Annotated in this window: 18 protein-coding genes; 7 read left to right on the forward strand and 11 right to left on the reverse strand. The window is 63.9% G+C overall.

Annotated features, from left to right (window positions below):
• The first annotated feature begins 112 nt into the window (after positions 1-112).
• Positions 113-361 carry a hypothetical protein gene (locus tag BGI27_RS00785; protein WP_095523030.1) on the forward strand — a complete coding sequence of 83 codons (249 nt, stop codon included), beginning with the start codon at positions 113-115 and terminating at the stop codon, positions 359-361.
• Positions 362-493: 132 nt separating this feature from the next.
• On the opposite strand, the gene BGI27_RS00790 is transcribed toward BGI27_RS00785, so the two are convergent.
• Positions 494-1369, reverse strand: a complete 876-nt coding sequence (locus BGI27_RS00790; protein ID WP_095523031.1) for a LysR family transcriptional regulator — start codon at positions 1367-1369, stop codon at positions 494-496.
• 110 nt (positions 1370-1479) lie between these two features.
• On the opposite strand from BGI27_RS00790, the gene BGI27_RS00795 reads away from it, so the two are divergent.
• Positions 1480-2532 carry a DMT family transporter gene (locus BGI27_RS00795; protein ID WP_095523032.1) on the forward strand — a complete coding sequence of 351 codons (1053 nt, stop codon included), beginning with the start codon at positions 1480-1482 and terminating at the stop codon, positions 2530-2532.
• Here BGI27_RS00795 and BGI27_RS00800 read toward each other — a convergent pair.
• From BGI27_RS00800 to BGI27_RS00835, 8 genes are all read right to left on the reverse strand, one after another.
• Complete coding sequence (locus BGI27_RS00800; RefSeq protein WP_095523033.1) at positions 2451-3860, reverse strand: polysaccharide lyase family 7 protein; 1410 nt, start codon at positions 3858-3860, stop codon at positions 2451-2453. The genes BGI27_RS00795 and BGI27_RS00800 overlap by 82 nt on opposite strands.
• A gap of 91 nt (positions 3861-3951) precedes the next feature.
• Positions 3952-4725, reverse strand: a complete 774-nt coding sequence (locus BGI27_RS00805) for an SDR family NAD(P)-dependent oxidoreductase (RefSeq protein ID WP_095523034.1) — start codon at positions 4723-4725, stop codon at positions 3952-3954.
• A 91-nt stretch (positions 4726-4816) separates the two neighbouring features.
• On the reverse strand, positions 4817-7039 hold the full coding sequence (locus BGI27_RS00810) for a heparinase II/III domain-containing protein (RefSeq protein ID WP_223871527.1): 2223 nt from the start codon (positions 7037-7039) through the stop codon (positions 4817-4819).
• Positions 6990-9122: a heparinase II/III domain-containing protein gene (locus BGI27_RS00815; RefSeq protein ID WP_095523035.1), complete on the reverse strand. Its 2133-nt coding sequence runs from the start codon at positions 9120-9122 to the stop codon at positions 6990-6992. Before BGI27_RS00815 ends, BGI27_RS00810 begins: the two co-directional genes overlap by 50 nt.
• A 107-nt stretch (positions 9123-9229) precedes the next feature.
• The gene (locus BGI27_RS00820; protein ID WP_223871507.1) at positions 9230-10780 is read right to left on the reverse strand and encodes an extracellular solute-binding protein; all 1551 of its coding nucleotides are present in this window, start codon (positions 10778-10780) and stop codon (positions 9230-9232) included.
• A 145-nt stretch (positions 10781-10925) separates the two neighbouring features.
• Positions 10926-11807 carry a carbohydrate ABC transporter permease gene (locus BGI27_RS00825; RefSeq protein WP_095523036.1) on the reverse strand — a complete coding sequence of 294 codons (882 nt, stop codon included), beginning with the start codon at positions 11805-11807 and terminating at the stop codon, positions 10926-10928.
• Between the two features lie 60 nt (positions 11808-11867).
• Complete coding sequence (locus tag BGI27_RS00830; protein WP_223871508.1) at positions 11868-12830, reverse strand: ABC transporter permease; 963 nt, start codon at positions 12828-12830, stop codon at positions 11868-11870.
• A gap of 10 nt (positions 12831-12840) precedes the next feature.
• Entirely contained in the window at positions 12841-13920 is a 1080-nt protein-coding gene (locus BGI27_RS00835; protein ID WP_272896537.1) for an ABC transporter ATP-binding protein, read from the reverse strand.
• Positions 13921-14266: 346 nt separating this feature from the next.
• Here BGI27_RS00835 and BGI27_RS00840 point away from each other — a divergent pair, with 346 nt between their 5' ends.
• The 4 genes from BGI27_RS00840 (at position 14267) to BGI27_RS18375 (ending at position 18093) form a co-directional block, all read left to right on the forward strand.
• A complete protein-coding gene (locus BGI27_RS00840; RefSeq protein ID WP_170943001.1) occupies positions 14267-15337 on the forward strand; it encodes a LacI family DNA-binding transcriptional regulator in 1071 nt (356 codons plus the stop codon).
• 16 nt (positions 15338-15353) lie between these two features.
• On the forward strand, positions 15354-16532 hold the full coding sequence (locus BGI27_RS00845) for an alginate lyase family protein (RefSeq protein ID WP_095523039.1): 1179 nt from the start codon (positions 15354-15356) through the stop codon (positions 16530-16532).
• A 203-nt stretch (positions 16533-16735) separates the two neighbouring features.
• Entirely contained in the window at positions 16736-17980 is a 1245-nt protein-coding gene (locus tag BGI27_RS00850; RefSeq protein ID WP_095523040.1) for an MATE family efflux transporter, read from the forward strand.
• Positions 17971-18093 carry a hypothetical protein gene (locus BGI27_RS18375; RefSeq protein WP_263406589.1) on the forward strand — a complete coding sequence of 41 codons (123 nt, stop codon included), beginning with the start codon at positions 17971-17973 and terminating at the stop codon, positions 18091-18093. The genes BGI27_RS00850 and BGI27_RS18375 overlap by 10 nt, the downstream gene beginning before the upstream one ends.
• On the opposite strand, the gene BGI27_RS00855 is transcribed toward BGI27_RS18375, so the two are convergent.
• A complete protein-coding gene (locus BGI27_RS00855) occupies positions 18090-18518 on the reverse strand; it encodes an ArsC/Spx/MgsR family protein (protein ID WP_095523041.1) in 429 nt (142 codons plus the stop codon). The two genes, BGI27_RS18375 and BGI27_RS00855, sit on opposite strands and share 4 nt — an antisense overlap.
• Before the next feature lie 256 nt (positions 18519-18774).
• Here BGI27_RS00855 and BGI27_RS00860 point away from each other — a divergent pair, with 256 nt between their 5' ends.
• Positions 18775-19089: a DMT family transporter gene (locus BGI27_RS00860; RefSeq protein ID WP_095523042.1), complete on the forward strand. Its 315-nt coding sequence runs from the start codon at positions 18775-18777 to the stop codon at positions 19087-19089.
• Between the two features lie 35 nt (positions 19090-19124).
• Here BGI27_RS00860 and BGI27_RS00865 read toward each other — a convergent pair whose 3' ends face one another.
• Positions 19125-20798: an MHYT domain-containing protein gene (locus BGI27_RS00865; protein ID WP_170943002.1), complete on the reverse strand. Its 1674-nt coding sequence runs from the start codon at positions 20796-20798 to the stop codon at positions 19125-19127.
• Positions 20799-20862 lie beyond the last annotated feature (64 nt).

Raw genomic sequence — 20862 nt, forward strand, 5'->3', positions numbered from 1 at the left:
CCGGTGCTGGCGCCGGTACAGTGCGTTGAATTGCTCGCCAGATTGTATCGGTCAATCGCAAAAATTGTCAGCTATTGTCCGGCCATACATCACAAAAGCCGGGAGCAACATCATGTCGCCACAGGAAACTTCGCCCTCCATCCCCTCGGGAATCCGCCTGCTTCAACGTGCAGCCTGCATCCTGGCCTTGGTGCTCACCCCCTTTCTGCTCGCCCTGGCAGGCAAGGCCATGCAGGCCTGGCAACCGGATCTGCCGCAGCACTTCGATGCTCAGCGTCAGGTGTTGTTCACTGCCCAGACCGATGGCAGCGTACGGCCAGGAGCTGCACGTGCAGGGAGACGACGCACTCTACCGGTATGACGCCCGCAGCCTGCGCCTGATCGCACGTGAAGAATCCGCGCTGGCCTCCGCCAGCAGCATCAGACTGATACGCTGAGGCCGGCCCTGCCCCTCTCCCGCCAGGGGGAGGGCGGCCCGCCCCGGCGCCTGGATTCAGGCGCGCATGAAATCGATGAAGGCACGCGTCTTGGCCGCCAGCAGACGGTCTGGCAGCGTCACCAGATGAAGCTGCTGCACGGGCGGCGTGCAATCGCGCAGGATGGGTTGCAGCTGCCCGCTGGCCAGTTCGTCCTCGATCAGGTAACGCGACAGCATGATGATGCCCAGCCCAGCACGTGCCATGGTGCGCAGCACTTCGGTGCTGTTGGCCACCAGTGGCCCGCGTACTGCCACTTCATGCAGAACCCCCTGTGCATCGCTTATCCGCCAGGGGTTCTGCACGGTCTCTCCGACGAAGTGCACGCATCGATGCTGCGCCAGTTCACGGGGATGGGCCGGCTCACCGTGCAGCGCAAGATAGGCTGGCGCCGCGCAGATCACGTAGGGAAGATCGGCCAGATGGCGGGCGACCAACCCGGGCGCCGGCGTGCTGGTCAGACGCAACGCCACATCCACGGCCGAGCCGGCGAGATCGACCATGTGATCCGACAAGCCAAGTTCCACGCGGACCTGTGGATGCTGGAGCAGAAAGGCCGCCAGCCGTGGCGCCAGTACACGATTCCCCCAGGAATGCGGCGCCGAGATGCGCAAGGTGCCCGAAGGCGTACTGGTGAGCGCCTGCAGGCGCGCTTCGGCGCTGTTCATTTCATCGAGCACACGCCGGCAATGGGCATACAGCGCCTCTCCGGCCTCGGTCAGGCTCTGCCGCCGCGTCGTGCGATGCAGCAGGGTGACACCAAAATCCTGTTCCAGCACGCGGATGCGCTTGCTGAGCACGGCCCGCGAGCATCCCAGACGCTCGGCCGCCGCCGAGAAGCTGCCCGCTTCCACCACTTCGGCGAAGCTCGCCATGTTGATCAGGCGTTCCATAATTTGCACTTAATTGGAAACAATTCTGATCAACTGTAGCGCTTTTTCTGCCAAAAAACCTCGCCTAAAGTGGCGCATCCGAAATCCCCTCCGGAAAGCGCAGCACAAAAATGAATGATTCCTCCGCTCACGGCTTCACCTGGGTTGCCGTGGCCAGCCTCACGCTGGCCACATTCTGCTGGGGCGCAGCCTTTCCGGTCGCGGCACCCGTGCTGCAGCACATGGACCCGATCACCCTTGCACTGTGCCGATACGGCATCGCCGCCCCGCTCTTCCTCGCCCTGCTCGCCTGGCGCGAGGGCGCGGCACGGCTCTCGCCCCAGGGCCATGGCTGGCGCCTGCTGGGCCTGGGCACGCTGGGCTTCGCCGGTTTCAATCTATTGATGTTTCAGGGCGTGAACCTGTCGCGCCCGGAATTCGGCGCCATCGTGATGGCATTGCAGCCGCTGATCGCGGGGCTGATCCATTGGGCACGCAGCGGCCGGCGCCCGGCAACGCGCAGCTTCATCGCGCTGGGAGTCGCCATCGTCGGTGTGGTGATGCTGACCACCGATGGCCAGCCGGCACGCCTAGCAGGTCAGGTTTCATTGCTGCCCATCCTGATGATGATCACTGGCGGAACCTGCTGGGTGCTGTATTCGATGGGCGCAGCCGCCTTTCCCGGCTGGTCGCCTCTGCGCTACACAGCGCTGAGCAGCACCGGTGGCGTCCTCGGTATCGTGATCATCGCGCTGGTCTTCGGCGCGGCAGGGGCCTTGCATATCCCCGATGCGGCACGTTTCGTGAGCCTGCTGCCGGCCTTGAGCTTTCTCGTTCTGCCCTCGGCGGTGATCGCCGTGCTGTGCTGGAACCAGGGCTTGCGGCATGTCGGTACGCAAAGCGGCATGCTGTTCATCAACCTGATCCCGCTGACCGCGCTCGCCGTGGGCGTGGCACGCGGCCACACCCTGGGTGCTGGCGAGCTTTTCGGTGCCGCGCTGATACTGGCCAGTCTGGCGATCAACCAGCTTGAGCGCCGGCCGGCTGCACCGGCCACTGCAAGCCGCCGGCATTGGACAGCAGCCCTGAGCCGGGTGCCGGATCAGGGCCGGCTCAGACGCAGCGCATGCACCACCACCTCGCCGTACTCCGCCGGATCCTCGTCGGCGAAGCCGTTGTTGTAGGCGCTGGTGTTGCGGCTGCTGGACTGCACGTACATACCGGCTTTCCAGTAACAATCTCGGGTCTCGATGCGCACCGGCGCCTCCTTCACGGCGGTGACCTGGCCGTTGTAGAGCACACTGATCCGGCCCGCATGCGCGATGATTTCCACCGTGAAGCGCGTGCCGAGCACGTAGGCCGGGTCGATGACGTAGACATCCTTCGCGTTGTTCAGCCGCACCTGCAGGGCGCCCCGCACGCTGCGCCTGCCGGGCGAATCGCCCTCGAACTTCAGCATCAGCACGTCATCCCTGGCGTTGTGGATCTGCCCCACCACCACCTGCGGCTTCTGCAGCGGCACCGCGGTGATGGTCTGGTCGATGAACATGCGCCGCGCCACTCCGTCGGCCAGATCCCAGCCACGGCGCTCGTAGCGGATCTGCCGGTCGCCGTCATAGGCCGTGTCCATCTGCAGCAGCTCGCTGCGTGCGAAGCGCGTGTTGTTGCTGGTGCGCGCGCCCCCGGCGTTGGCGCGGAACACCACGCCCGTACCGGCCTCATCGACGAAGAACCAGGGCTGGCGGCTGAGTTTGCCGAGCGCCGGTTGCTGCACTTCCTCCGCCCACGCCTTGCCGGCACCCTGCACCGGCAGCGTCAGCTTCCAGTCACGCAGATGCTCCAGTGCAGCCAGGTCCCCCGGGTTCAGCGTGGCATGGGCGCGCTGTCCATCCGCTTGGGGAGGCTGAGTTTTCGGCGCGGCCCGGGACATCACTGGCTGCTGCGCAGGTGCCAGTGGCGGGGTGAATTCTGCGCACTCGGGGATCAGGGCGATCAGATCCAGGTTGCCGGAGCCGTCGGCACCATCGCCGCCCAGGTTGCGCATGCGCAACGACACGGAGCCCGCCTTCAGCGTCACCCAGACCGGGCGGCCTTGCGCATCACTGACGACGAGATCACGCCACTGCCCGGCCTCGGTTCCGAAGCCGCCGGTGGGTGTCCAGGCGATGCGTGAGAAGGCCGGTGGCAGCTGCGCCCCCTCAATCTGCAGATCGCGATAGACGGCCCAGCTCCGGCCACCGGCATAACGAAGCACGACGGCATATTTACCGTCACGCGGCACCTCGGCCTGCCATTCGACGACATGGTCACGATGATCCCAGGCCGAGATCGAGACATTCCCCGAGGTACCGGGGCGGCCCGTTCGCCGCACTAGCTGCCCGCCACTCTGCGCCGTGAATGACTCCGCCTCCACGATGACACGCGACAAAGGCGCAGCCCTGTCTGCAGGCGGCGTCGCACAGGCAACCAACAGGAGCGCCGACAGCGCCCCCGACAGGATCGGTTTCTTCATCTCGTTTCCTCATGAAAGGCGGAAGGGGGCACGCCCTGCCCGCCAGCCGCCGTGCACAGCCAGCGGGTGTTCGCGTGCCCCCGCCGCACACTCAGGGGGCGATCTGGCCGCCGTTGACGTCCAGGATCTGCCCGGTGATGTAGCCGCTGCAGGCATGCGAGGCGAAGAACAGGAAGGTCGGCGCCACTTCCTCGATGCGGCCGAAGCGGCCCATCGGGATGGAAGCCGCGATCTTCGCACGCAGCTCGTCGCTCTTGCCATCGTGGAAAGCGGTGTCGATGGTGCCCGGGGAAACGACGTTGAAACGGATGCCGGCCGAGGTGAATTCCTTCACCCAGTTGCGATGTACGTCATGCACCCAGGCCTTGGCGCCGGCGTAGATGCCCGCGCCCACTCCGCCGCCTTCGCGTGCGGCGATCGAGCCGGTGCTGATCACCGAAGCGGTCTGCCCGCTCGCCGCTGCTGACGCCCGCAGATGCGGAATCGCGAAGCGCGTGGTCATCAGTACCGAACGCACGTTGAGGTTCATCACCCGGTCGTAGAACGCATCATCGACCGACTCCAGCCCGGCCCGGCCACCGAGACCGCCCGCATTGTTGATCAGCACATCCAGCCCGCCGAAACGGGCCACAAAGGCTTCGATGAGTTTGGCGCACTCACGGGTCTGCATCAGATCGGCCTGGAAAAATTCGGCTTCGCCCCCGAGAGCCTGAAGTTCGGCAACGGCTTCGGCCGCGCCCTCCGCGACATGGCTGTTGAGACCGATACGGGCGCCATACCGGGCGAAGAGGCGGGCGGTTGCCAGCCCCATGCCTGCGGTGGAGCCGGTGATGAGGACGCGCTTGCCCTTGAGATCATTGAACATGGTGTGACACTCCTTATGCGAAAAGTTGAACGCGCGAGGCCTCGCCCCGCGCGGGAAAGCGCTGCGACGCCGGAGCGCCGGGCGCACGGGGTCAGGTGCTGGTGACGGCGAAAGCGCCTTGCCAGCGGAAGGTTTCGCCCGCCAGCGTCACTTCGTGGTAGGTCTGCGCGTCGACACCGGTCAGGTTGCTGAGCATCACGGTGTGCCGCAGGCCGGCCACGTCATGCAGGCGCACCACCGAGGCCGTGGCGTCGTGACCCAGCACCTCGATACGCTGCAGGCGCCCGCGCGCATCCACCGAGATCTCGTTGGCTTCGTCGAAGTGCCCGTGGGTTTCGAGAGCGGTGGCGAAGAGATGTGACGCGGCCCGTGTGCGCAGCACCAGCAAGGGCTCGTTGCGCAGGTTGAACTGCGGATCGTTGGCACCGATGCGCGCGAAGATCATTTCACCGGGCGCCGGCGTGGCGCACAGCGCGCTGTAGTAGCTGCCACCATCCAGCCAGCTCAGCAGCGCACTGCCGCCGGCCGGCAGCAGCGGGCTGCGGCCTACCTCCCACAGATGCTGGTAGCCGGCCTGACGACCCAGCGGTGCCAGCGTGGCGTGCGTGGTAAAGGGGAAATCGCTGCGGATGATCTGGCCCTGGTAATGCAGCGGATAGTCGTACTGATGCACCTGCTCGCTGACGAGGCGGTAGAGGTCCAGCAGCAACGGCTTTTCCAGCCCCGGCAGGTTCAGCAGCAGCACCGAGCGCTGCATGTCGACGCCGGGGTAGTAGGCATGCAGGCGGGCACTCATGCCCTGCCCGGCCGGATGCGTGCCGACGAAGAAGTGCTTCTCGCCCCAGCGCGCCGTAGCCGTGGCGGTGTCGCCGCCGTTCTGGCTGGCCTCGTCCACCACCACGGTGTTGTGGGCTATGGTCTGCTTGCAGTAGCTGTCGTTCTCGGGGATGTAGCGCCCGCCGAATTTCGGCTCGACGTTCACCCAGCGGCCGAAGCCGTAGTCGTGCAGCACTTCGCGGCCACGATTGAAGAAGGAAAGGTGCAGGCCGTCGAAATGGCCGTGGTCCAGCGCGTCGTGCAGGGTGTGGTCGCTGCCGTGCTGGCCGTACCACATCAACGCCATGTCCAGATCGCCCTCGGCATCCGCCTGACGCAGGATGCCGACGCCACCGCGCTGGCCGTCCGGCCCGTCGGAGAGCTGCACGCTGCCCCAGTTGAGCTGTGCCGGCGGTTGCGTGAGCGCCGCGTCCGACAGCGCCAGCCCGGCACCGCCGACCCACACGCGATCCTGCAGGCGTGCCATGGCGATCAGCTTGGTGTCCGCACCGTAACGCCAGAAGCACAGGCTGGTGGCGATCATCAGGCCCTCGTCGCGGATGCCCATGGTCTTGGAGGCGTCGTTGAGCGCCGGAAATGTGCCATCCGGGAATGCCAGGGACATCAACGCCTCGGTGGTGCGGCGGATCACCTGCTGCTTGAACTGGTAGATCGCCAACCCCGGCTGGCGCCGTTCGATGGCCTCGGCGAAGAGCAGCAGCGGCCGAATGGCGAAGCGGTGGTAGTACGGCCCTTCTATGTAGTAGCCATCGGGCGAGAAGAGCTGGGCGAGCTGCGCCAGGAAGCCGCCGCTGCTGCTGTCGCCGCGCAGGCCGTAGAGCGCGCGGTCGACGATGCTCTGGTCGCCGATGGCGTAGCCGCACATGCCGACCGAGGCCACCGACCACAGGCCGTGGTTGTGCACGATGTCGAAATCATGGGCGTAGGTTTCGCTGAACAGCGCCACCATGGGACGGAACAGGCGCTGCTCGACGAGCGCGCGCTGGGCGTCCGAGAGGCGATAGCGGATGCAGCTGTAGGCCTCGGCGGCGTAGAGCAGCCACATGTTCTCGTTGAGCGTCTGGTGGAACAGGCGGCCGGGCTTGTTGCTGTCGCGGCTGGTGTTGAGCGGGATGTCGAGGTAGGCCTCGGCATAGGCCAGCAGCATGTCGCGGGCGTAATCCAGGAAGCGCGGCTCACGCGTGATCAGGAACAGGCGCCCGGCCAGGTTCAGGTGGATGTAGTTCTGCTTGTGGCGGTTGTGTTCGTAGCCGCCGGCCTCGCCGTGGCCGGGGATCTCGATGGGCGCTGCCATATAGCGCTCCAGCACGGCGCGCTCGGCCTGCAGCGAGCGCCCCATCAGGCTGTCGCGCCCGAGTTCGTGGCGCAGCGCTTCGGCCTCGGCGAAGCTGATCAGCAGCGGTTGGTATTCGGGGGTTTCCATCTTCTCAGCCTCGTCGGCAGGCAAGGTAGCCAGACCATGCATAGCGGGTGTCACCAATGAGCAGTTCGTGTTCGGTTTCGGGGCGGACGTCGGGCCGGTTGCTGAGCATCAGCGTCAGCACCTGGTCCGTCAGGAGGATCTGCAGCACGCTGCCGGTCTCGTCGTGGCCGAGCACGCGCACCGCCTGCAGGCACGGGCGGGCGCCGTGGCAGCGCTCGCTTTCTTCGTCGAACAGGCCGTGCGTCTCGAACGCCGAGGCGAACAGGTGGGTAGCGGCCCGCGTGCGCAGCAGGAAGCCGCTTTCCCGCCGCAGGTTGGAATCGGGGTCGCCGGCGCCGCTGAGGGTGCACAGCAGCTCGGCCTCGCTGGCCGCAGCGGCCCAGGTATTGAAGCGCCTGCCCTGCAGCCAGGTCAGGCGCAGGCCGTCGCCGAGCGACGCGCGCGCCGTGGCGAACAGGTGCTGGTAGCCATCCGTCTCGCCCAGCGCCTGCCATTGCCGCGTTTCGGCCACCAAGGGCGGCGTGCTGGCGGTGATCTGGCCGCTGTATTGCAGCGCGTAGTCGTACTGGTGCTGGCTATCGCTCACCAGCCGGTAGAGATCTACCAGTAGCGGATGCGCCAGTTCAGGCAGTGTCAGCAGCAGCACGCTGCGCTGCATGTGCACGCCGGGATGGTGCTCATCGGCCCGCGCACTCATGGCCTGCACGTCGCCCTCGCCGACGAAGAAATGGCGCCGGCCGTGTACCGCGTCGGCGCGCGCCACGTCGAAGCCGTTCTGGCAGGCGCCGTCGACCACTACGCAGTTGTGCGCCACGGTCTGGCGCGCGTAACGCTTGTTCTCGGGTAGATAGCGGCCGCCGAACTTGCTCTCGACGTTGAGCCAGCGCGCGAAGCCGTATTCGCGCAGCACTTCGTCTCCAGCGCTGTACCAGGTGATGCCCAGGGTGTCGAAATGGCCGTGCCCCATGCCGTGCTGGCCGTAGTTCATGAGTACCTGGCTGATCTCGCCCGCCGCATTGGCGGATCGCAGGAAGCCCTGTGCGCCGCGCGTGCCGTCCGGCCCTTCGCGCAGCTCGGTGCTGGGCCAGTGCCCGGCGCCCTCAGGAGCCGTATCGGCCAGCGCCAGCGCAGCCGGATGCACCCAGACTTGCCCCTGCTGCTGCGCCGTCGCCAGCAAGGTGGCATCACAGCCGTAACGTGCCGCATGGATCGCCACGGCGATCAGCACGCCTTCGTCGCGGATGCTCATGCTGCGCGAAGCGTCGTTGAGCGCCGGGAAGCGGCCGTCGGGATAAGCCGTGGCGAGCAGCGCGCGGATCGTGGTGCGGATCACGCGATCCTTGAACTGGTAGATCTCCAGTTCGGGCCGGTGCAGTTGCAGGGCTTCGGCGAACAGGCACAGCGGGCGGATCGCGAAGCGATGGTAGTACGGCCCTTCGATGTAGTAGCCGTCGGGCGAGAAGAGCTGGCTGATTTGCGCCAGGAAGCCACCTGTGCGGCGGTCACCCGCGAGGCCGTCGACGGCCATGTCGACGAAGCGCGGCTCGCCGATGGCGATGCCGCACAGGCCCACGGCAGCCACGGCCCACAGGCCATGGTTGTGGATGTGGTCGAAGTCATGCGCATAGCGCACGGTGAAGAGCTCCACCATCGGCCTCAACAGCCAACCTTCGATGTGGGCACGCCGCGCCGCATCGAAGGTGTGGCGCACGCAGCCATAACCGAGCGAGGCATAGAGCAGCCACATCGTCTCGTTGAGCATCTGGTGGAACAGCCGCCCCGGCGGATTGGTGTTGCGCTGGGGATGGAAATCCATCGACAGGTAGACGTTGGCGTAGCGTGTCAGCGCCGTTTCGATCCAATCCGCATATCGCTGCTCGCCGCTGAGCAGATACAGGCTGCCGGCAGCCTCGATGAGCTGGTAGTTGAGCTGGTGACGGTTGTGGGCATCGCTGCCGGCCTCGCCCTGCCCGGGCACCTCGGGGGGAACTGCGAGCCAGGGCTCGAACCGTTGCCGCAAGGCCGCGAGGCTCTGGCCGACAGGCCCCGGCTCAATGACAGCGGCACGCAAGGCCTCCAGCTGTACCGCGGAGTACAGAGGAAACAGGGCGGGGGAAATGGAATCAGGCTGCTTCATGTGAATCCTCTTGGACGGAACGGGCATGACGGACGGCCACACGGGGCCCTGACGGGGCCACGCGGGTGGCCCGTCATGCAATTCCTGCGGTGATGCCTGTCAGGTACTCAGCGCTTGCCGTACTGCCGGTCGTAGGCGGTCTGCATGGCGGAGAGCACTGCCTGGAAGCCGGATGCCTTCAGGCGCGCCTGGTATTCGTCCCAGGTCTTGTCGACGCTCTTGGTGCCGAGCACCCAGTTCTGCGCCATCTCGGACATGTAGGTCTGCAGATCCGGCCAGTACTGGTCATAGATCGCGCGCTCTTCCTTCTTCATGTTCACGCCGTAGAACATCGGCACGAACCAGTTGCCCTTGGTGTACATGTCGATGCCTTCCAGCGCGGCCGGGTTGGTCCACTGGCGCTCGTACTCGTAATCCATCCAGTAGCCGATGGGCAGCAGCGCGCCGATCTCCCAGAGCTGGTTGTTGACCGGCTTGGCGTTCTTCAGCACCGATTCCTTGAACTGCGGCTTGCCGTCCTTCATGTCGTAGGTGAGGCCTTCGACGCCGAAGTTCTGCAGGTTGCGGCCAGCACGCGAGAAGAAGAAGTCGAACAGCTTGATGGTCTCGACCGGATTCTTGTTGGTGATGGTCATCGCCCAGCCATCCGGGCGCATGTCGGCACGCGAATTCTCCAGCCAGCGGCGGCCGTTGATGTCGGCCGGCGGCGCGATGGAAACCAGCTTGAAGCCCGGCACGGTCTTCGATATCGAATCGTTGAAGCCGGCGGTGCTGGCGAACCAGTCGAAGGTCATGCCGCCCTGGTTGGCACTGAAGAGCTGTTCGCGTGCGCGATTCTTGCGCGTGTAGATCTCGGCATCGATCAGGCCTTCCGCGTACCACTTGGCGAGGTTGCGGATCGCATCCTTGAAACAGGGCTCGGCGAAGGGATGACGGATCTTGCCGTTGTCATCGACGTAGAAATCCATCGAGGCATCCGAGCCGGTGGCGCGACAGCCGTAGAAGTTCACCAGGTTGTAGAGACGCTCAGGCTCCTTGTCGAAGAAGGGAACCTCATTCTTCTTGCCGTTGCCGTTGGGGTCCTTCTCGCGGAAGGCCTTGAGCACGGTGTAGAGCTCGTTGATGGTCTGCGGCTCCTTGAGGCCCAGCTTGTCCAGCCAGTCCTTGCGGATCCACCAGCCGCGCGAGACCTTGCCGTCCGGCACGTAGGGGATGAAGTAGATGTTGCCGTCCGGCGCGGTGATCGCGCGTTTCACCTGGGGATGGCTGTCGAAGAAGGCCTTGAGGTTGGGGGCATGCTGATCGATCAGCTTGTTGAGCGGCTGGAAGGCGCCTTCCATGCCGTAACGGATGAAATTGTCCTTGAGGCTGTCGCCGCCCACGATGTCCGGCAGCTTGCCGGTGGCCATCATCAGGTTGAACTGTTCCTGGCTGTTGGTGGCCGTCTTGCTGGCGGTGCCCACCAGTTGCAGGTTGGTGAGGCGGAAGAGTTCCTTACTCATCGGCAGGTTTTCGTCCCACACGTATTTGTCGCGCGCATGCAGGTGGATCTTCAGCGTCAGCGGCTTGTCGGTGATCCAGGTCGGCTCCTTCGCCTGGGCGGGTACAGTTCCCGCCAGCAGCGTCGCGAGCATCAGCGGCACTATCGTCTTTTTCATGACTACGTCTCCTCATGGTTGTCGCGTCACGCCGAGATGGCCGCGCGATCTCTGGTGCTTCAGTGCCAGTGCGGCGCACCGGCCATCGGACAGCTTTCTGCCTGCGCACGGCCCGGACACGGAGCCCCGGCCAGCGGCATCTTCCTCACTCCTTGACTCCGCCCAGCATCACGCCCTTGGTGAAGTACTTCTGCACCACCGGATAGATCAGCAGCACGGGGATGATGGACATCACGATGATGGCGCCGACGATGGTCTCCACCGAGTAGCTGTGCGCCAGTGCGGCGGCCGAGAATTCTTCGGAGAGATTGACCTCGACGATCATCTTCTTGAGGTACACCTGCAGCGGGATCTTGTCCTCGGAGCGCAGCAGCACCATCGACCAGAAGTAGCCGTTCCAGCGGGCAATCACGCACAGCAGCGTGACCGTGGCGATGGCCGGCTTGGAGAGCGGGATGTACACCTTCCACAGGATCTGCAGATCGTTGGCACCATCCATGCGCGCGGCCTCTTCGAACGACTGCGAAATCGATTCGAAGTAATTGCGCATCAGGATGATGTTGAAGGCATTGCAGGCGAAGGCGATGATGATGCCCCAGCGCGAATCCATCATGCCCAGATTGCTGATGTTCAGATAGAACGGAATCATCCCGGCGTGGAACCACATCGTGAAGGCGATAAAGAAACCGATGATGCGGCGCCCGCGCAGGCGGTGCTTGGAAAGCGCGTAGGCGCTCGGAATGATGAAGAAGAGACTGGCAATGGTGCCGAACACCGTATAGAAGAAGGTGTTGGCATAGGACGTCCAGAACAGCTTGTCTTGAAACACCCGCGCATAGGCCGAGAAGTCGATGTCCACCGGCAGCAGGAAGACCTTGCCGGCCGTGACCGCTGCACCGGTACTCATCGACACCGAGGCCACGTAGATGACAGGGTAGATCGCCATGATGGCGCACAGCGCCAGCAGGATCGCGTTGACGCGGCCGAAGATCCGGTCGCCCCGCGAGTAGAACGGTGTTGCAAGCATTTAGCCCACTCCTATTGCATGTCTGGCGCACGCCACGCCGGGCGTGCGCCGTGCCTGGATTCAGAACACGCCGGTTCGCGTGATGCGACGGCTCAACCGGTTTGCGACCAACACCAGCACCAGGGCCACCACGGCGTTGAACACGCCGGCGGCGGTCGCCAGGTCGTAACGCGCGCCCTGCAGGCCCTGGCGGTAGATGTAGGTACTGATGACGTCGGCGGTCTCGAAGGTGGAGGGCTGATACAGCAGGATGATGTATTCGAAGCCCACCTCCAGCACCCGCCCGAGGCGGATCACCAGCAGCACCGCGATGGTCGGCACGATGCAGGGCAGCGTGATGCGCGTCATCATCTGCCAGCGCGAAGCGCCGTCGACCTGCGCGGATTCGTACAGCGCGGGGTTGATGCTCATGATCGCGGCGAGGAAGACGATGGAATCGAATCCCGCCTCCTTCCAGATGTTGGAGCCGATGAAGATGCTGCGGAACCATTCCGGCCGCGTCAGGAAGTAGATACGGTCCAGCCCGAGGAACTCCAGCGCGTTGTTGACCACGCCCGTGGTCGGTGACAGGAAAGCCACCACGATGCCGGCGACGATCACCACCGAGATGAAGTGCGGCAGGTAAACGATGGTCTGCACGGCCTTGCGATAGCGCTGTGACTGCACCTCGTTGATCATCAGCGCCAGCAGGATGGGTACCGGGAAGGCCAGCACGATGGAATAGGCGCTGATGATCAGCGTGTTGCCGACCGCCCGCAGGAACTGTTCGCTCTGGAACAGCGTGACGAAGTGTGCGAAGCCGACCCACGGGCTGCCATCGATGCCTTTCCAGGCGCTGTACTGCTTGAATGCCAGTTGCAGGCCGTCCAGCGGCATGTAGAGGAAGACCAGGAACCAGATCAGTGTGGGTGCGAGCATGGCGTAGAGCAGCCAGTCACGCCTCAGATCCTTCAGCGCGGCCTGCCAACCCTGGCGCAGGCGCGTGCCCAGGGGCTCGCGTACGGAAGTTTGGATGTCTGCCATGGTCTGCCCTTCAGTAGATGGAGACCGAACTCTGGGCATCGAACAAGTGCACGCGCTCCAGATCCACGAACAGCGTGACCACTGTGCCGACCTCGACGGTACGACGCCCTTCCACACGCACGATCAGGTTGTGCTCACCGATCTGCACATGCAGGATCGCCTCGGACCCCAGTGGCTCGACGATCTCCACGGTGCCGGTGATCTGTGCCCCCTGCGCGAACTTGGGCGTGAGGCTCACATCCTCTGGGCGGATGCCGAAAGTCACTTCCTGCCCGGCCGCGACGCTGGAGCTGCCGCGCGGTTGGATCCCGATCGCACAGGAATCCGCCAGACGTACGCCCAGCCCGCTCCCCTGCGCCTCCAGCCGGGCCGGCAACAGGTTCATCGGCGGCGAGCCGATGAAGCCAGCGACGAAAGTATTGACCGGATGGTTGAACAGCTCCATCGGTGCGCCGATCTGCTCGATGTAGCCATCGCGCATCACCACGATGCGATCCGCCAGCGTCATGGCTTCCACCTGATCGTGAGTCACATAGATCACGGTGGTGCCCGGGCGTGCATGCAGACGCTTGATCTCGGCACGCATCTGGGTGCGCAGCTTGGCATCGAGGTTGGAGAGCGGCTCGTCGAACAGGAAGACCTTGGGATTACGCACGATGGCACGCCCCATCGCCACGCGCTGGCGCTGGCCGCCGGAGAGGTCGGAAGGCTTGCGCTCGAGCAGGGAATCCAGCCCCAGGATGTCCGCCGCGGTTTTCACCTTGCTGGCAATCTCATCCTTCTTTGCACCGTTGAGGCGCAAGCCAAAGGAAATGTTGTCGCGCACGGAGAGGTGCGGATACAGGGCATAGTTCTGGAACACCATGGCCACATCGCGATCCTTGGGCGCCAGATCGTTGATGACACGGCCATCGATCCGGATCTCGCCGCCCGAGATTTCCTCCAGCCCGGCCACCATGCGCAGCGTGGTGGACTTGCCACAACCGGACGGCCCCACCAGCACCATGAACTCTCCGGGCTGGATGTCGATGCTGACGCCATGAACCACCGTCGTGCGGTCATAGCGCTTCACGACATTGCGAATATTCACTCCTGCTGCCACACGCTCCTCCTATGTCTCATGAGTGAGGGCCAATCCGCTCCGCAGGCAGTACCCCCTGCACAAATGCTCCGGCCCTTCTTGTAAACAATGCGTATCTGCCTTGCTCTACTGGATATGGATATGCGGCATGCACAACCCGTTTCCAAAAATTCCGCATGAGGAAATTTTTCCAAAACCGGAAAGTGGAAACAAGATGCGGTAAACCAGAATATTCGGAAACTTTACGGAAATAAAGAATTTGCTGGAAATTTCTTTACGCCTTATATAATGCGCAGAGATGGCAGGCGCAGGGCTCGCCCCCGGCGACAGGGACAGGAATACAGGAGAAATACAGATGGAAATGCCCGGGAACGAAGACAACGGCAGCGGACGCCCGCGCCAGGCGGATGTCGCCAAAAAAGCGGGGGTTTCGCCCAGCACGGTATCCAAGGTCATCAGCGGCAGCCCGGGAATCAGCCAGGAATTGCGCAACCGCGTGCTCAACGCCATGCGGGAACTCGGTTATGACGTAGGCAATACCCGTGACACAGTTGCCGCCAGCAAACGTATCAAGCTGGTGACCTTCTTCCAGTTCCTGACCCGCGAAAACAGTTACTTCCACTCCGAAGTCATCTGCGCCGTGCTGGCCGAATGCGAGCGCCTGGGCATCGAGATCGACACCGTGCTGCTCAATCGCGACAGCGACAACGATCTGGAACAGTACGTCACCAGGCTGGAGGCTGGCCGCGCCGATGGTGTCCTTTTCGTCGGCCTGGACATGCCGGAGATCCTGCAGCCGGTACGCGATCTGGGGTTGCCGGCCGTAATCATCAACGGCACCGATCCACAATCCGAATTCGACTGCCTGGCACCCGCGCTACGCGAGGGCAGCCGTATGGCCACACGCCACCTGATCGAGCTGGGGCACCGGGAGATCGTGCACGTCACGCATCTGTACCGGAACATCATCCATCGCCGCATGGAAGGCTTCAAGGAAGCGCTGGAAGAGGCCGGGCTGCCCTTTTCACCGGAACGCAATGTCATCGACATCGATCATGACAGCCACTTTTCTTCCGACAAGGCCGCTGACCTCATCTGCTCACTGATCCAGGCAGGCAAGCTCACCGCCACGGCGATCTTCTGCGTCTCGGACTACACCGCGTTCGGCGTCATCCAGGGCATCCAGCGCGCCGGCAAACGCGTGCCGGAAGATTTCTCGGTCGTCAGCTTCGACGATCTCCCGCTGGCACAGCTGTGCTCGCCCACACTGACCTCGGTGGGCGTGGACCGCGTGGCACTTGGCCGGCTCGCAGTGCAACGCTTGATCGACCGCTGGCAGAACCCGGACGGCCCGGCCCTTCGCATTGAGGTCGGAGCACGCCTGAGCGAACGCAACAGTTCCCGCGCCCTCGAGGCGGGCGCCTGATAACCAGGAGAAAAGCATGAACCCGATGGATTGCCATCCCGAACGAATTGCCGCACCTCTCCGCCGGGTGTTGCTGGGCATCGGCCTGTGCCTGGGCAGCCTGTGCGCCGCCCAGCAGGCCCAGGCTCACTCCTTCGAGCAAGCCGTGGTGAAAGACCCCACGGCCTCCTTCATCGATGTGCCGGCACGCCGTGCCTACCTTCAGAAGGCCGTCACCGAAGGACAGCTGGACGACCGCCTGCGCAGCGCGCTGCCGGCAATCGAAGACTGCCGCAGCACGCCGCGAATCCAGGCGCAGACCGGTCCGATGGTGATCCCCTCCCGGTACCTCTCCGGCAACACCGGGGCCATCCATCCCGACTATGAACGCGTGGTCGCGCTTTACCGGGATTTCGAGGATTCACTGGGCAGACTCTCCTCACTCTATGTACTGACCGGTAACTCCGACTACGCCGGTTGCGTGCTCGATCAGCTGGCTGACTGGGCCGATGCGGGCGCGCTGCTCGATTACACCCCGTCGGAACGCAAGCAGGCGTGGTACCAGACGGAATGGTCGGTCGGCGTGGCTGCGATGTCGCTGTCCCTGGTGATCACCGATCCGGCGCTCGACGCCGGCAAGAAGACACGCGTACTGGACTGGCTCAAACGCGTCTCGTACAAGCAGATCAGCGAACCCGGCGCGGACATCAGTTGCTGCAACAACCACTCTTACTGGCGCGGGCTGCAGGCCACGATGATCGGCGCACTCACCGGAGACGATGCGCTGTATCGCTGGGGCCTCGGACGCTATGCCCAAGGCATCGGCCAGATCGCAGCAGACGGCAGCTTCCCGCTGGAGATGACGCGCCGTGAGCAAGCGCTGCACTACCAGAACTATGCCCTGCAACCGCTGACGATGATTGCGCAGATCGCTTCGCGCCAGGGACTGGACCTCTACGCTTACCGCGAGAACGGCCGCGACATCCATGACGCCGTGCGCTTCACGCTGGCCGCCATCCAGGATGAAACCCTGATCGCCCGTCATGCCAGCGAGAAGCAGAACCGCCGTGCCTTTGCCGCCGGTCGTGGCGATCTCGCCTGGATGGAGTACTACCGCACCCGCTTCCCGCTGCCGGATCTCGGCCCATTGCTATCGAAGCCTTTCTTCTACCCACGCAATGGCGGTGCCGTGACGCTGTTCGTCTACACGCCCTGACCCCGAATACATCGTCCAGCGCCAAAGCCGCGCGCGTGTGGAATCAACAGACCCGGCGAATGCGCCAGGCCATCGTCACCCATCGGCTGTAGTGGCCGACGTGTGCAGCCGATGGCACACTTCGCCGTGCGGTGCGCGGGATCGCGCGCCGGGGTGGTGTATCCACCCGCCTGCAGAGACCGCCAAGGTCCGCTCTCCTTCCGATGAAGATATCCATCCGCCCAGACGTCCTGCGTCTGACCCTGCCCGTTCTGTTCGAGCAGTTCTTCGTGCATCTGCTCGGCACCGTCAACACCATCATGGCCTCACGCCTGGGCAAGGAGGCGGTTTCCGCCATCGGCATGGTGGATTCCATCAACGCCGTGATCAATGCGTTGCTCTCGGCACTCGCCATCGGCGCCACGGTGGTGGTGGCGCAATCCGTGGGGCGGGGCAATCGCATCCGCGCGGGTGCGGGCGCCTGGCATGCGCTGGCAGCCGGCACGCTCTTCGCCGGTGTCGTGGCGCTGCTGCTGATCGTCGCGCGCGGCCCGGTGCTGCATTTGCTGTATCGCGGCATCGATGCCGAAGTGATGGCACACATGGAGACTTATCTCGGCATCAGTGCGCTGGCCTTCCCGCTCACCGCGCTGACCGTGATCGGCTGCGGCGCCTTGCGCGGCGCTGGGGAAACCGCTTCGACGATGAAGGTGAACACCCTCATCAACATCCTCAACGTGGTGTTCAGCTACGTGCTGATCTACGGCGTGCAATTGCCCCTGGGGCCATTCCAGCTTGTCGTCCCGGCTTTCGGCGTAGCGGGAGCCGCCGCCGGCCTGGCGCTGGCACGCCTGGGCGGCGTGCTCTATCTGGCCCGCACGCTGCAGTTCCAGCATGACGTACTACCGCTGGGACGAGCCCGCGACTGGCGCTTCGACGCGACACTGCTACGTGCGGTATTTGCCATCGGCATTCCCGCCAGCCTGGAATCCCTGGTGTTCAACGGCGGCAAGCTGGCGGTGCAGGTGTTCATCGTCAGCATGGGCACGGTAGCCATTGCAGCCAATTACATCGCCTTCTCGATTTCCAACCTGATCAACATTCCCGGTGCGGCGCTGGCCGTCGGCCTCACCACACTGGTCGGCCACGATGCCGGGCGTGGCGATTACACCGCGGCCCGTCACACCATGTGGCACGTGCTGCGCGTCTCATGGGTCTGTATGGCGGTGATCGGCGTGCTCTTCATCCCGCTAGCCCCCGCCGTGGTCGGCCTGTATTCGCCCGACCCCGACGTGATCGACACCGGCTCCCTGCTGGTACGCATGAACTGCGTATTCCTGATCTGCTACCCCACCACCTTCGTGTTGCCCAACGGCCTCAAGGGCGCGGGCGATGCCACTTACACGCTGATCACCACAATCATCGGCATGCTGCTGTTCCGCCTGCTGCTGGCTACCTGTTGGGCGTAACGCTGGGCTTCGGTGTGGTGGGTGTGTGGTGCGGGATCATCGCAGACTGGTTCGTGCGCAGTGCGCTGTACGTGCACCGCCTGTACGGCACGCGCTGGCAGCGCGCAGGCTAGGCACCCCGCGGATCCGGGCAAGGCTTCTGTGTCTTCGAGGCGCAGCCCTCGCTGGGCGCGGCGACGTTCGCCACCTGCAGCAAATGGCGCCGCAGCAATGCCTCGTTGAATCCGACCAGACGCGTGCCATCTTCCAGCGCGATCAGCGGCCGCCGGATCAGCAGGGGAGTCGCCAGGAGCAGATCGATGGCCTCCCCTGACTGCACTGCCTCGGGGCAGATCAGCCCGTCACGCACCGCAGGCGCCGAGCGGTTGAACCATTCAGCCACGGGCAAAGCCCTCAGCCACTCCAGCAGTACCTCGCGCGTCCAGGGCCACTCCAGCAGGCTGCGCACCTCCAGCACATGCCCGCCAGCCTCCAGCCAGGCCTTCTGTTTCGCGTTACCGCTGCAACCGGGTTTCTCGTAGAAAACAATACGCGCCATTCCAGCGCCCTCCTTGATAGAGCCAATGGGGCCACTGGCTACAAGCAAGAAGCCTGCGCATGTTGCATGAGCAGAAAATTCCGAGCATCGCGGCAGCCATTGCGGATGTGTGTGACAAAATTTTCCGCCCCTTGAAGGCGGCAATGACCGACACCTGTGCGGGAATGACGTAGCATCCTTGGCCTGAAGACGACCTCACCCACCGTGGGAACCACATCCGGGACGGCCCGGCGCTTTCATGCAAAGGAGAGCCGCCATGGCTTGGATCCTGTTGACGCTTGCCGGCCTGCTCGAAGTCGCCTGGGCCTTTTCGATGAAGCTTTCCAACGGCTTCACCCGACTGGGGCCTTCACTTTTCACCTTCGTGGCGATGGTGGCCAGCTTCGCGCTGTTGTCCATCTCGATGAAGACCCTCCCCCTCGGCACGGCCTACACCATCTGGACCGGTATCGGTGCCGTGGGCGCTTTCCTGGTCGGTATCCTGATCCTGGGTGAGCCTGCCAGTGCGATGCGGCTCATTGCCGCGGCGCTGATCGTGAGTGGTCTTCTGCTGATGAAGTTTTCCTCATGAGCCCACGCCGGTGACGGCATGGTGGCCTGTCGCGTTCAGCAATCGATGATCGCGATACGCCCCTTGCCGTCCTTTTTGACCTGGTACATGGTTTCGTCCGCCTTCTGCAGTAAAGTGTCCGCTGAAAGCTCACAGCCGGGCCGGTAGATCGCCACGGCGATGCTGGCACCAACCCGTACCCTGTTGTGGCCCAGATCGATTGGCAGGCAGATCTCCGCCAGCGCTTTCTCCGCCAGGCGGCTGGCATCATCGTCCCGTTTCAGCCCCTCAAGCACGATCACGAATTCATCACCAGCCAGACGCACGACCAGATCGGTACCCCGCACGAGCTGTTGCAGACGCCTGGCGATCACTTTCAGCAGCTCATCGCCCGCCTCGTGCCCGAAGCTGTCATTGACCTTCTTGAAGCCATCCAGATCAATGAACAGCAAGGCCATCGGATCCCCCGAGCGGTAGGTTCGACCGATGGAGCGCGGCAGCAGAATGGAAAGCTGGCGACGATTTGCCAGCCCCGTCAGCGGATCCTGGGTTGCCTCGCGCTCCAGCAGTTCCTCGAAGCGCTTCTGCTCGGAAATGTCCGCAATGAAACCCACAAAGAAGATCTGATCATCCACGCGCACCTCACCAACCGCGAGACGGATCGGAAACACCGTCCCGTCCCTGCGCTTGGCGGTCGTCTCGCGGCCGATGCCGATCACTCTCGCCGGGCCACCTCCCAGATAGCTGTTCAGATACTGTGCATGATGGGAATGGTGGGGCTCGGGCATCAGCATCGTCACGTTGTTCCCGATCATCTCTTCCGGCATCCAGCCAAACAGGCGCGTGACCGAGGGATTCACGGAAAGCATGGTGCCTCGTGGATCGATGGTGATCACGCCATCCACGGCCGTGTCGAAGATCGCCTTCTGGCAGGACTCGCTCAGACGTAGCTGCTTGTAGAGCATGTGGAAACGCAGGAACAGGTTGCCCGCAAGCACCGCACTGGCAAGCACCAGCGTCACGATGGTGATGGTGAGGACCAGGTCGATATCCAGCTCATGCACGTAGCCAGGATCGTCCTCGCCGACGAACCGCGCAGCGCCCATGGCCACGTAGTGCATGGCCGCAACGGCCAGCCCGAGCACCACTCCGCTGAGCATGGTGATCACGGGCTTGGCGAGCCTGCCGTGCTGACGCAGGCCGAAGCGAAGCCACAAGGCGAACCAGGCAAAAGTGACCGAAACAACCAGCGACGCGATGAACCACCGGGGGTCGTAACGCAGCTGGGGGGCCATTTCCATGGCAGCCATGCCGACATAGTGCATTTCACCGATGCCTGCCCCCATCAGAACACCCCCTGCCATCAACTGGTAGCGATCCACATGCTCGCGGGCCAGCATCTCCAGCGCGATCCAGAACGCCAGTACGGCCGGCACGATGGAGACCGCGGTCAGGGCGACGTTGTAATTGATGGCGGTACAGAGGCTGAAGGCCAGCATGCCGATGAAATGCATCGACCAGATGCCGATCCCCTGTGCGACTGACCCTGTCAGCAAGGTCAGGTGACGATAGCTGGGAGTGCGGATTTCCCTGGCGATGCCCGCAATCTGCATCGCGATGCTGCAGATCAGGATGGAGATCAGCACGGACAGCGTGACCAGCCGGAAGTCATACGCCCCCAGCATCAACAGGGATGGGGTCTCCCCCATCCAGAAGAACCGCTCCAGCATCAGCATCCCCTTCCAGCAGCCAGCATGCCGCGCCAATTCATCGTGGATGACTCGTTATTCGAAC

This window comes from Candidatus Dactylopiibacterium carminicum (genome assembly GCF_014736495.1).
In the GTDB taxonomy this organism is placed as follows: domain Bacteria; phylum Pseudomonadota; class Gammaproteobacteria; order Burkholderiales; family Rhodocyclaceae; genus Uliginosibacterium; species Uliginosibacterium carminicum.